Below are 12557 nucleotides of genomic sequence, written 5' to 3'. Positions count from 1 at the left end.
TTACTCTTGAATCACGTCGGCGCCTTCAGGCACGACGAACTTGAATTTGCTCGCCGGGATCGGCTCATTGGCCTTGACCCCGCTGAACAGGATGTTGGTGCGCTGGCCGACGCTGTCGATCAGTTGCATATCGTTCACCAGCCCCTTGCGGAAGGACAGGCGCAGCGAGTCGAACAGGGTGTCCTTGGTTTTGGGCTTGAGCGTGAAATCGATCACGTCACCCTGTTGCTTGGAGGTGATATCGAAGCTTTGGCTGATTTTCGAGATATCACCCGACAACAGCAAGGCCGGCGTTTCGGTCAGACGCTCGTCGAGCTTCTTGATGGTCGCCTGCTCCAGGTCCGGGTCCCACAGGGTCACCTTCTTGCCGTCCGACACCACCACCTGCTCGGCAGGCGCATCGGTGTGCCAGTAGAACAGGCCAGGGCGCTGTACCGCCATCTGACCGGTGGTTTCCTGCAACTGGGTGCCGCTGCCATCGAGGGTCAGTTGCGAGAAACCGGCAGAAATGGTCTTGGACGTCTCCAGCAATTGGGTCAGGCTTTTGACGTCCGCCTCTGCGGCGAAAACCGAAGCGCTGGACAGGGCCATGGCGGAAACCAACAGCATGCGAATCAGGCGCATGGAAATCCTCGTTGCAGTAGGGGTGGGCCGGCGGCCGTCAATGGCCGCCGGCAGATAAGGAATCATCAGTCGCGCATCGGTCCGGGCGCAATCACTTCACGCGAACCGTTGGTGTTCATGGCAGTGACCACACCGGCCATTTCCATCGCCTCGATCATGCGGGCGGCGCGGTTGTAGCCAATCTTGAGCTTGCGCTGTACCGCGGAAATGGAGGCACGACGGCTTTCGAGCACGAACTGCACGGCCTCGTCGTACAGCGCGTCGGTTTCGGCGTCATCGTCACCGCCACCACCACCGCCCCCATCGAAGCCGCTGCCGGCCTCTTCGACACCGCTGAGGATGTCGTCGTTGTAGTCCGGGGCGCCGCGCAGCTTCCAGGCCTCGACCACGCGGTGAACCTCTTCGTCGGACACGAAGGCGCCGTGCACGCGAATCGGCAGGCTGGTGCCCGGCGGCATGTACAGCATGTCACCATGGCCCAGCAGTTGTTCGGCGCCGCCCTGGTCAATGATGGTGCGCGAGTCGATCTTGCTCGATACCTGGAACGCCATGCGCGTCGGGATGTTGGCCTTGATCAGGCCGGTGATCACGTCCACCGACGGACGCTGGGTGGCCAGGATCAGGTGGATACCGGCAGCCCGCGCCTTCTGCGCGATACGGGCGATCAGTTCTTCGACCTTCTTGCCGACGATCATCATCATGTCGGCGAATTCGTCCACCACCACCACGATGGTCGGCAGGGTCTTGAGCAGCGGCGGCACGTCATCCATGCTTTCGCGCTTGAACATCGGGTCGTAGATCGGCTCGCCCGCTTCTTCGGCGTCCTTGATCTTGCGGTTGAAGCCGGCCAGGTTGCGCACGCCCATGGCCGCCATCAGCTTGTAGCGGCGCTCCATCTCGGCCACGCTCCAGCGCAGGGCATTGGCGGCGTCCTTCATGTCGGTGACCACCGGGCACAGCAGGTGCGGGATGCCTTCGTAGATCGACAGCTCGAGCATCTTCGGGTCGATCATGATCAATTTGGCGTCTTCGGGGCCGGACTTGAACAGGATCGACAGGATCATCGCGTTCACGCCCACCGATTTACCGGAACCTGTGGTACCGGCCACCAGCAGGTGCGGCATCTTGGCCAGGTCGGTGATCACCGGCTTGCCGCCGATATCGTGCCCCAGGGCCATGGTCACAGGCGACTTGGCCTCGTCATACTGCGGCGACGACAGCACCTCGGAGAAGCGCACGATCTGGCGGTCTTCGTTGGGGATCTCGATACCCACCGTGGTCTTGCCCGGGATCACTTCGACCACGCGCACGCTGGTTACCGCCAGCGAGCGCGCCAGGTCCTTGGCCAGGTTGGCGATGCGGCTGACCTTGACCCCGGCGGCCGGCTGGATTTCGTAGCGGGTGATCACCGGGCCGGGGTGGATCGAGTCCACCGACACTTCAACCCCGAACTCCTTGAGCTTGATTTCCAGCAGATGGCCCACGCCCGCCAGGGACTCTGGCGAATAGTTGACCTTCTTCTTCTCGGCCGGGTCGAGAATCGAAATCGGTGGCAGCGTGCCTTCGATGGCGCTGTCCACGAACAACGGCGCCTGCTTTTCCTTCTGCACGCGCTTGCTCGGCTCTGGCGCCTTGGCCGGCGCCGGCATGATCACCGGTGGCACATGCTGCTCGCGCTCGGCCACATGCTTGCTCAGCGCGGTATCGCGCTCGATGATGCGTTCCTTGGCCTTGAGCTGCTCGCGGCGGTCGGGCACCACAGGCGCCACCACGTCGTGCACCTGCTCGTCGACTTCACGCAGTTGGGCAACCAGGCGCTTGCGCTCGTTGCGCCCGGCCCACCAGCGGTTGGCCGCACCCTGGAACAGTTCGAACAGGTCGAGGGTGATCTTGCCGGTGATGTCCATCACCTTGAACCACGACAGGTCGGTGAACACGGTCAGGCCGAACAGGAACAGCGCGATGAACATCAGGGTGCTGCCCTGCACGTTCAGCGCGTTCTTGGCCAGGTCACCCAGGCTTTCGCCCAGCGCGCCGCCCGCCGAGGCCGGCAGGCTCGGGGCCGAATGGAAATGGATATGCGCCAGCGCGGCGCCCGACAGCACCAGGAACACCAGGCCGATCAAACGCCAGGAGAACAGCCAGCCGCTCCACTGCCAGGGCTGATGACGTTCGCGGAAGATCTGCCAGGTCTTGATCGCCAGCAGCAACGGGAAGATATAGGCGAAATAGCCCAGCACCATGAACAACACGTCGGCAAAGAACGCCCCGGCGCGACCGGCGGCGTTCTGCACCTGCTCGACATTGCTGGTATGGCTGAAGCCCGGGTCGGCCTGGTCGTAGGTGAGCAGGGCCATCCACAGGTACAGGCACAGCGCGCCCATGGCGATCAGCGCACCTTCCTTGAGCCGGTAGTGCAGCTGCTGGCGCCAGATCGGCTCGGGGTTGGGTGTTGCGGTGGATTTCTTCAAAACGCGTCTATTCCTGCGCTCAATGCGCGTCCAACAGGGGTCGACCGGGCGACCGGGTCAACAAACCACTACTTTTAACATTACTGCCCGCCTGCCGCCATGACGGCACGCCGGAACGAGGCGTAAACGGGGGCCAATTTCCTATACGGCAATTTGAGCACGCATTCTCTTTTGTGACAAAGGCTTATGCGGGGTTTTTGCGTAGTTGGGACAGCATAGTGCAGGTTAAGTTGCGCCGCCCGCCAACGCCGGCGGCGCAACGGCAGGCGCCGGCCTTGCCGACGAAGCCTTTTGCGGCGATCCTTCCCCTCCCCTCCTCCACCGCACGGCGACCCACCTCCATGCTGACCTGGCTGAGCCGCAACAACCTGGACTTCCCGCCCCTGGAAAAGGCCCTGCACGAACCCAACGGCCTGCTCGCCGCCGGCGGCGACCTGAGTGCCGAGCGCCTGGTGCAGGCCTATCGCCATGGCTGCTTCCCCTGGTACCAGGACGGCCAGCCGATCCTGTGGTGGTCGCCCGACCCGCGCACCGTGTTGTTCCCGGACGAGCTGCACGTGTCGCGCTCGCTGCGCAAGGTCATTCGCCAGGGCCGCTATCAGGTCAGCTTCGACCAGGACTTTGCCAGCGTGATCAGTGCCTGTGCGGCGCCTCGCGACTATGCCGACGGCACCTGGATCACCGCCCCCATGCAGGCTGCCTACCTCACGCTGCACCAGCAGGGCTTCGCCCACTCGGTGGAAGTGCGCGAAAACGGCGAGCTGGTGGGCGGGCTCTACGGCCTGGCCATGGGCCGCCTGTTCTTTGGCGAATCGATGTTCAGCCGCGCCGACAACGCCTCCAAGGTGGGCTTCGTGCACCTGGTCGAACACCTCAAGGCGGCCGGCTTCGTGCTCATCGACTGCCAGATGCCCACCAACCACCTGCACAGCCTCGGCGCCCGCGCCATCGCTCGCAGCGCCTTTGCCGAGTACCTGCGCAACTACCTCGACCAGCCGGCCAACGTCAGTTGGGCCTGACGTCCTGGCGTTTGCTAGGCGAGTTTTCACAGCTGGCTTACACTTAATCCAAACGCACCTCCCGAGGGGTTGATCATGACAGAGCTGGCGCGGTTGAAGTTTTATGCCACTCAACCCCATGCCTGCAGCTACCTGCCAGACGAGCAAGCCACCACGCTGTTTCTCGACCCGAGCCAGCCAATGGACGCCAACGTCTACGCAGACCTGTCGGAAATGGGCTTTCGTCGCAGCGGCGACCACCTGTACCGCCCGCATTGCCAGAACTGCAATGCGTGCGTACCTGCGCGCATCCCGGCGGCTCGCTTTACGCCCAATCGCCAGCAGAAGCGCATCATCAAGCGCAACGCCGACCTGGTGGTGACCCCCGCACGCCCTCGGTTCAACGAAGAATACTTCGAGCTGTACCGCCGCTACATCGAGCAGCGCCATGCCGACGGCGACATGTACCCGCCCAGCCGCGACCAGTTCTCCACCTTCCTGGTCCGCGACCTGCCGTTTTCACGCTTCTACGAGTTTCGCCTGGACGGCAAGCTGCTGGCGGTGGCGGTCACCGACCTGCTGCCCAACGGCGTATCGGCGGTGTACACCTTCTACGAACCCCAGGAAGAACGGCGCAGCCTGGGACGTTTCGCGATCCTCTGGCAGATCAGCGAAACCCTGCGCCTGGGGCTTGAAGCGGTCTATCTCGGGTACTGGATCAAGAACTGCAAAAAGATGAATTACAAGACCCAGTACCGCCCCATCGAGCTGCTGATCAATCAACGATGGGTCACGCTTAACTGAAACCCTTGGCTTGAACCCCATTTTTCGGGCACAATGCACGCCACTTTTTAGCCTGGCGCAGTTGCACCGGGCCGGCAACTGGACACCGAGGGCTTTACTGCATGTCGAAAGAAGACAGCTTCGAAATGGAAGGCACTGTCGTCGACACCCTGCCCAACACCATGTTCCGCGTGGAGTTGGAAAATGGGCACGTCGTTACCGCGCATATCTCCGGCAAGATGCGCAAGAACTACATCCGTATTCTCACCGGCGACAAGGTCCGCGTCGAACTGACGCCTTATGACCTGAGCAAAGGGCGCATCACCTACCGCGCCCGCTAAACGCTACACACAAGAACGCCCGGCCAGTGCCGGGCGTTTTTGCGTGCCTGCCTGAAAAGCCTCGCCGGCCAGGCCGACCCCTACCAGGGCTGCATCACCCCGCAGGAGCCGGCCGTGCCGGCGAACGCGATCAGGCCATCTCGGCCGTGGTCTCGAAGTCGAACACCAGCTCGCCATCGCGCAGGTCGATGTGCACCACGCCGCCATGCTCGGCCAGCTCGCCAAACAGGATCTCTTCGGCCAGCGGCCGTTTGATCTTGTCCTGGATAAGCCGCGCCATGGGCCGCGCACCCATCTGCGCATCGTAGCCACCGGCTGCCAGGTAGCTGCGAGCAGCATCCGACACCTCCAGCAGTACGCGCTTGTCTTCCAGCTGGGCCTGCAGTTCGGTGAGGAACTTGTCGACCACGCTCTTGATCACTTCGTGGCTCAGGCGACCAAACTGGATGATGGTGTCCAGGCGGTTGCGGAACTCCGGCGTGAAGCTCTTCTTGATCACTTCCATCGCGTCGGACGAGTGGTCCTGATGGGTAAACCCGATCGAGGCCCGTGCCGCAGTCTCGGCGCCGGCGTTGGTGGTCATGATCACGATGACGTTGCGAAAGTCCGCCTTACGCCCGTTGTTGTCGGTCAGGGTACCGTGGTCCATCACCTGCAGCAGCAGGTTGAAGACTTCCGGGTGAGCCTTCTCGATTTCATCGAGCAGCAGCACGCAATGCGGCTGCTTGGTGATGGCTTCGGTCAACAGGCCGCCCTGGTCGAACCCGACATAGCCCGGAGGCGCACCGATCAGGCGCGACACGGTGTGACGCTCCATGTACTCGGACATGTCGAAACGCACCAGCTCGACCCCCAGCGCCTTGGCCAGCTGACGCGCCGCCTCGGTCTTGCCGACCCCGGTAGGGCCTGCAAACAGGAACGAGCCCACCGGCTTGTCCGGCGCCTTCAGGCCCGCACGCGACAGCTTGATGGCGGTGGCCAGCGAATCGATCGCGGCATCCTGGCCAAACACGGTCAGCTTCAGGTCGCGCTCCAGGTTGCGCAGCAGCTCCTTGTCGGAACTGGTGACGTGCTTTGGCGGAATGCGCGCAATCTTGGCGACGATGTCTTCCACCTGCTGCACATCGATGCGCTTGACGCGCTTCTCTACCGGCTGCAGGCGCTGGTACGCCCCCGCCTCGTCGATCACGTCGATGGCCTTGTCCGGCATATGCCGGTCATTGATGTAGCGCGCTGCAAGCTCCGCTGCGGCACGCAGCGACTCATCGCTGTACTCGATGCTGTGATGGGACTCGAAACGCCCCTTGAGGCCGCGCAGGATGCCGATGGTGTCTTCCACCGACGGCTCGCTGACATCCACCTTCTGGAAGCGCCGCGCCAGGGCCCGGTCCTTCTCGAAGATGCCGCGGAACTCCTGGAACGTAGTCGAGCCGATGCAACGGATATCGCCCGAAGACAGCAGCGGCTTGAGCAGGTTGGACGCATCCATCACCCCGCCCGATGCCGCACCGGCGCCGATGATGGTGTGGATTTCGTCGATGAACAGGATTGCCTGCGGACGCTTGCGCAGTTCGCCGAGCAGCGCCTTGAAGCGCTTCTCGAAGTCGCCACGGTACTTGGTACCGGCCAGCAAGGCGCCCAGGTCCAGCGAATAGACCACGCTCTGGGCCAGCAGGTCAGGCACCTGACCGTCGACGATACGCTTGGCCAGGCCTTCGGCGATGGCGGTCTTGCCCACCCCGGCCTCGCCCACCAGCAGCGGGTTGTTCTTGCGCCGACGCGCAAGGATCTGCGCCACGCGCTCGACCTCGGTCTCGCGCCCCACCAGCGGGTCGATACGCCCCTGGCGTGCCAGCTCGTTGAGGTTGCTGGCATAAGCATCCAGCGGATTGCTCGAGGACGAGGCTTCGCCGCCGTCTTCGTCCTGCATGTCCTGCTCGCCGTCCTGGTGTTCGCCATGGCCCGGCACCTTGGAGATACCGTGAGCGATGTAGTTGACCACGTCGATTCGCGCGACACTTTGCTGTTTGAGCAGGAACACCGCCTGGCTTTCCTGCTCGCTGAAGATCGCCACCAGCACATTGGCGCCGGTGACTTCACGTTTACCCGAGCTCTGTACATGGAACACGGCACGCTGAAGCACCCGCTGGAAGCCCAGGGTTGGCTGGGTCTCGCGGTCTTCATCATGCACGGGGATCAGTGGCGTGGTGGAGTCGATGAACTCCTGCAGGTCGTGCTTGAGCTTGTCGAGGTTGGCTCCACAGGCACGCAAAACGGTTGCGGCGGCCTCATTATCCAAAAGCGCCAGCAGAAGGTGTTCGACGGTCATGAACTCATGACGCTTCGAACGGGCCTCCTTGAAGGCCAGATTGAGGGTGACTTCGAGCTCGCGGTTTAACATAGCTTCACCTCATACCCAAGTGGTCGGCGATTAACCGTCCTTCTCGATTTCACAGAGTAGCGGATGCTGGCTTTCCCGGGCGTATTGGTTGACCTGCATGGCCTTGGTCTCGGCGATGTCGCGGGTAAACAATCCGCACACTGCCCGCCCTTCTGTATGGACGGCCAGCATGACCTTGGTCGCCAGCTCGCGATTCAGGTTAAAAAACACCTCGAGCACTTCGACGACGAAATCCATCGGTGTGTAGTCATCGTTGAACAAAACCACCTTGTACATCGGTGGTGCCTGCAGCGCGGGCTTGGCTTCCTGTACCGCCAGACCAGAGCCATCGTCCTCATCCTGCTGCGGGCGATCCTGATTGAATGTTAGTCGAATCTGGCTATGTGCATGCATGGAAAGAAATTCATCATTTCGACAGGTTAAGGTTGAATGTGGACCGCCTGGCCACACGCCGGAACGGCCGTCGCCTGACCTTGACTATCGGCAAATCGGTGTTACAACCAATAAGAGCCCACCGTGGTCGATAAAGATCCGCGCAGTCAACCAGAATTTTCGCAGGTTCATAGGCGGATGGAGTGGATGATACTCCAGTGATGGAGTCCTTTGCAGAGGGATATGAGGATGGCAACCGGCAAAGTCAAGTGGTTCAACAATGCCAAGGGATTCGGATTCATCAACGAGGATGGCAAGGATGAGGACCTGTTTGCCCACTTCTCTGCCATTAACATGGAAGGTTACAAGACCCTGAAGGCCGGACAAGTCGTCACATTCGATATCATTCAGGCACCCAAGGGGTTTCATGCGCAGAACATAAGACCCGTCGTCACCAGCGCCCAGAGCGAGCCCGCCGGCAGCGCGACCACGATCGACGCCTGAACACCCCAGGAACACCAGGGCCGGCCTGCCCTCTCGGACAGGCCGGCCTTTTGCTGCCCGCTTACATGTGCTTGATCAGCGCCTCACCGAAGCCCGAGCTCGACACCAGCGTCGCACCTTCCATCAGGCGTTCGAAGTCGTAGGTCACGGTCTTGGCCTTGATAGCCCCGTTGGTGCCCTTGATGATCAGGTCCGCCGCCTCTGTCCAGCCCAGGTGACGCAGCATCATCTCGGCCGACAGGATCACCGAACCAGGGTTGACCTGATCCTTGCCGGCGTACTTGGGCGCCGTGCCGTGGGTGGCCTCGAACATGGCCACGGTGTCCGACAGGTTGGCACCCGGCGCGATACCGATACCGCCCACCTCCGCCGCCAGGGCGTCGGACAGGTAGTCACCGTTCAGGTTGAGGGTGGCGATCACGTCGTACTCGGCCGGACGCAGCAGGATCTGCTGGAGCATGGCGTCGGCAATGGCGTCCTTGACGATCACTTCACGCCCGGTCTTGGGGTTCTTGAATTTCATCCACGGGCCGCCATCGAGCAGCTCGGCGCCGAATTCGTTCTTGGCCACCTCGTAGCCCCAGTCCTTGAAGGCCCCCTCGGTGAACTTCATGATGTTGCCCTTGTGCACGATGGTCAGCGACTCGCGGTCGTTATCCACCACATACTGCAGGGCCTTGCGCACCAGGCGCTGGGTGCCTTCCTTGGAAACCGGCTTGATGCCGATGCCGCAATCCTGGTCGAAGCGGATCTTGGTGACACCCATTTCCTCCTTGAGGAACTTGATGACCTTGTTCGCCTCGGGCGAGCCGGCCTTCCACTCGATGCCGGCATAGATGTCCTCGGAGTTCTCGCGAAAGATCACCATGTCGACGTCGCCAGGTTTTTTCACCGGGCTGGGCACACCCTCGAACCACACCACCGGACGCAGGCACACGTACAGGTCCAGTTGCTGGCGCAGGGCGACGTTCAGCGAACGGATGCCACCGCCGACCGGGGTGGTCAGCGGGCCCTTGATCGATACCACGTAGTCTTTCACCGCATCCAGGGTTTCCTGGGGCAGCCAGGTGTCCTGGTCGTAGACCTGGGTGGCCTTCTCGCCGGCGTACACTTCCATCCAGGAGATCTTGCGCTTGCCGCCATAAGCCTTTTCGACTGCAGCATCGACCACCTTGATCATCACCGGGCTGACATCGACGCCAATACCGTCACCTTCAATGAAGGGGATGATCGGATTGTCGGGAACATTGAGAGAATGGTCTGCGTTGACGGTGATTTTGTCACCGACTGCCGGAACCTTGATTTTCTGGTATCCCATGCTGCACTCCGCTTTTTTCTGGTTGATAGGACTTCATGCAATCCCCAGAGCCTAACCCAGTTGAACGCAGACGCAAACCTCGCCGAAAAAACCGTCATACCAGCGTAAAACGCTCTACGTCTTTGGTCTAAAAGTGGCCATCCGACATGTTGACCTTGATGATTACGACCAAGGGTTTGATATACTCCGCCGGTGACCAAAGGGTCACTGGGGGCGACTGGTCCGAATAGAGACGTCCGGCCCCGACAAGACTGGGCTGTTACCGCAGTTCAGCCGTTTGACACTCGACTGATGCAACCCACCATCACAGCCCGGAATCCTCGACTTTCTGCTCATGGATCCGCTTGAGCGAAGCGCCTATCCTGCGCACCCCTCGAGATTCCGCGCACGCTCAGCAAAACAGAGAGTTAACCCGAATATGCCCACCCGATCCAAGATCATCTACACCTTCACCGACGAAGCCCCCGCCCTCGCCACCTACTCACTGCTGCCCATCGTCGAAGCGTTCACCGCCACTGCCGACATCGCCGTCGAAACCCGTGACATCTCGCTCGCTGGCCGTATCCTCTCTGCCTTCCCTGAACAGCTCGGCGCCGACAAGCAAGTGGCCGACCACCTGGCAGAACTGGGCCAACTGGCAACCACGCCTGAAGCCAATATCATCAAGCTGCCGAACATCAGCGCCTCGGTACCGCAGCTGAAGGCCGCGATCAAGGAACTGCAAGCCAAGGGCTTCAACATCCCGGACTACCCGGACACCGTCAGCACCGACGCGGAAAAAGAAGCCCGCGCCCGCTACGACCGCATCAAGGGCAGCGCCGTGAACCCGGTACTGCGCGAAGGCAACTCCGACCGCCGCGCACCGCTGTCGGTCAAGAACTACGCCCGCAAGCACCCGCACAAGATGGGCGCCTGGGCAGCCGACTCCAAGTCGCACGTCGCGCACATGGACAACGGCGACTTCTACGGCAGCGAAAAAGCCGCGCTGATCGAAGCCGATGACAGCCTGCGCATCGAACTGCTGGCCAAGGACGGTTCGACCACCGTCCTGAAAGAGAAAACCGCAGTCAAGGCCGGCGAAATCGTCGACTGCGCCGTGCTCAGCACCAAGGCCCTGCGCAGCTTCATCGCTGCCCAGATCGAAGAAGCCAAGGCCCAGGGCGTACTGCTGTCGGTTCACCTGAAGGCCACCATGATGAAGGTCTCCGACCCGATCATGTTCGGCCAGATCGTCGCCGAGTACTACAAGGACGCGCTGACCAAGCACGCCGCCGTACTGGAGCAGGTCGGCTTCAACCTGAACAACGGCATCGGCGACCTGTACGCCCGCATCAAGGACCTGCCAGCCGAGCAGCAGGCCCAGATCGAAGCCGACGTGCAGGCCGTGTATGCCGTGCGCCCGGCGCTGGCCATGGTCAATTCCGACAAGGGCATCACCAACCTGCACGTGCCGAGCGACGTCATCGTCGACGCCTCGATGCCGGCGATGATCCGCGACTCGGGCAAGATGTGGAACACCGAAGGCCAGCTGCAGGACACCAAGGCAGTGATCCCGGATCGCTGCTACGCCACCATCTACCAGGCGGTGATCGAAGACTGCAAGCAACACGGCGCCTTCGACCCTACCACCATGGGCAGCGTGCCGAACGTCGGCCTGATGGCACAGAAGGCCGAAGAGTACGGCTCCCACGACAAGACCTTCCAGGCCAAGGCTGATGGCGTGATCCGCGTCGTCGACGGCAAGGGCAACCTGCTGCTGTCCCAGGACGTCGAGGCCGGCGATATCTTCCGCATGTGCCAGACCAAGGACGCGCCGATCCAGGACTGGGTCAAGCTGGCCGTCAACCGTGCCCGCGCCAGCGCCACCCCGGCGATCTTCTGGCTCGACCCGCAACGCGCCCACGACGGCGTGCTGATCGAGAAGGTCCAGAAGTACCTGAAAGACCACGACACCACCGGCCTGGACATCCGTGTCCTGTCGCCTGTCGAGGCCATGAAGGTTTCGCTGCAGCGCATCCGTGCCGGCGAAGACACCATCTCGGTCACCGGCAACGTGCTGCGTGACTACCTGACCGACCTGTTCCCGATCATGGAACTGGGCACCAGCGCCAAGATGCTGTCGATCGTGCCGCTGATGAACAACGGCGGCCTGTTCGAAACCGGCGCCGGCGGTTCGGCACCCAAGCACGTGCAACAGCTGGTGGAAGAAAACTTCCTGCGCTGGGATTCGCTGGGCGAGTTCCTGGCCCTGGCAGCTTCGCTCGAGCACCTGAGCACCGCCTACGCCAACCCCAAGGCCAAGGTACTGGCTGCGACCCTGGACCAGGCCACCGGCCAGTTCCTGGACAACAACAAGTCCCCTGCGCGCAAGGTTGGCAGCATCGACAACCGTGGCAGCCACTTCTACCTGACCCTGTACTGGGCCCAGGCACTGGCTGCACAGACCGATGACGCGGCGCTGCAAGCACGCTTCGCACCGCTGGCCAAGGCACTGACCGAGAACGAAGCGACCATCGTCGCCGAGCTCAACGCAGTCCAGGGCAAGCCGGTTGAAATCGGTGGTTACTACTACCCCGATGCCGAGCTGACCGCCAAGGCAATGCGCCCGAGCCAGACCTTCAACAACGCGGTTGCCGCGCTGTAAGGTTGGCTTGAGCTGACACACAGACCCCGGCCACGCACCGGGGTTTGTGCTTTCTGGAATCGGTGTCGTCTGCATCGCGGGTCAAGCCCGCTCCCACAGGG

At 62.0% G+C, this 12557-nt stretch carries 10 protein-coding genes; 5 read left to right on the top strand and 5 right to left on the bottom strand.

The annotated features are described in order from the left end of the window. Both lolA and ftsK read right to left on the bottom strand, forming a co-directional pair. Positions 1-624, bottom strand: a complete 624-nt coding sequence (gene lolA, locus DN388_RS09170; protein WP_043860848.1) for an outer membrane lipoprotein chaperone LolA — start codon at positions 622-624, stop codon at positions 1-3. Between the two features lie 65 nt (positions 625-689). Next, positions 690-3095: a DNA translocase FtsK gene (gene ftsK / locus DN388_RS09165; protein WP_043860849.1), complete on the bottom strand. Its 2406-nt coding sequence runs from the start codon at positions 3093-3095 to the stop codon at positions 690-692. Positions 3096-3436: 341 nt separating this feature from the next. Between ftsK and aat the strand changes: the two genes are divergently transcribed. From aat to infA, 3 genes are all read left to right on the top strand, one after another. Next, positions 3437-4114 (top strand): leucyl/phenylalanyl-tRNA--protein transferase, encoded by a 678-nt coding sequence (gene aat, locus DN388_RS09160; RefSeq protein ID WP_043860850.1) that lies wholly within the window; start codon positions 3437-3439, stop codon positions 4112-4114. A 75-nt stretch (positions 4115-4189) separates the two neighbouring features. Continuing rightward, complete coding sequence (locus DN388_RS09155; protein WP_043860851.1) at positions 4190-4897, top strand: arginyltransferase; 708 nt, start codon at positions 4190-4192, stop codon at positions 4895-4897. Between the two features lie 101 nt (positions 4898-4998). Continuing rightward, entirely contained in the window at positions 4999-5217 is a 219-nt protein-coding gene (infA, locus tag DN388_RS09150; RefSeq protein WP_002553999.1) for a translation initiation factor IF-1, read from the top strand. Positions 5218-5347: 130 nt separating this feature from the next. Here the strand turns inward: infA and clpA are convergent, their stop codons facing one another. Together clpA and clpS are read right to left on the bottom strand one after the other, a co-directional pair. Next, positions 5348-7618, bottom strand: coding sequence for an ATP-dependent Clp protease ATP-binding subunit ClpA (gene clpA / locus DN388_RS09145; RefSeq protein ID WP_043860852.1), 2271 nt, complete (start codon positions 7616-7618; stop codon positions 5348-5350). A 30-nt stretch (positions 7619-7648) separates the two neighbouring features. Then, the gene (gene clpS / locus DN388_RS09140) at positions 7649-8011 is read right to left on the bottom strand and encodes an ATP-dependent Clp protease adapter ClpS (RefSeq protein WP_043860853.1); all 363 of its coding nucleotides are present in this window, start codon (positions 8009-8011) and stop codon (positions 7649-7651) included. A gap of 228 nt (positions 8012-8239) precedes the next feature. Between clpS and cspD the strand changes: the two genes are divergently transcribed. Then, positions 8240-8494: a cold shock domain-containing protein CspD gene (gene cspD, locus DN388_RS09135; protein ID WP_058541364.1), complete on the top strand. Its 255-nt coding sequence runs from the start codon at positions 8240-8242 to the stop codon at positions 8492-8494. A gap of 61 nt (positions 8495-8555) precedes the next feature. On the opposite strand, the gene icd is transcribed toward cspD, so the two are convergent. Continuing rightward, positions 8556-9812: an NADP-dependent isocitrate dehydrogenase gene (gene icd, locus DN388_RS09130; RefSeq protein WP_043860855.1), complete on the bottom strand. Its 1257-nt coding sequence runs from the start codon at positions 9810-9812 to the stop codon at positions 8556-8558. 418 nt (positions 9813-10230) lie between these two features. Here icd and DN388_RS09125 point away from each other — a divergent pair, with 418 nt between their 5' ends. Further along, positions 10231-12456, top strand: a complete 2226-nt coding sequence (locus tag DN388_RS09125) for an NADP-dependent isocitrate dehydrogenase (RefSeq protein WP_054915101.1) — start codon at positions 10231-10233, stop codon at positions 12454-12456. The last annotated feature ends 101 nt before the right edge of the window (positions 12457-12557 follow it).

The sequence above is a fragment of the Pseudomonas sp. S12(2018) genome (assembly GCF_024355235.1).
GTDB lineage: Bacteria > Pseudomonadota > Gammaproteobacteria > Pseudomonadales > Pseudomonadaceae > Aquipseudomonas > Aquipseudomonas palmensis.
The sequence above is the reverse complement of the archived record's forward strand: the minus strand, read 5'-3'. Positions and strand labels throughout refer to the sequence as shown.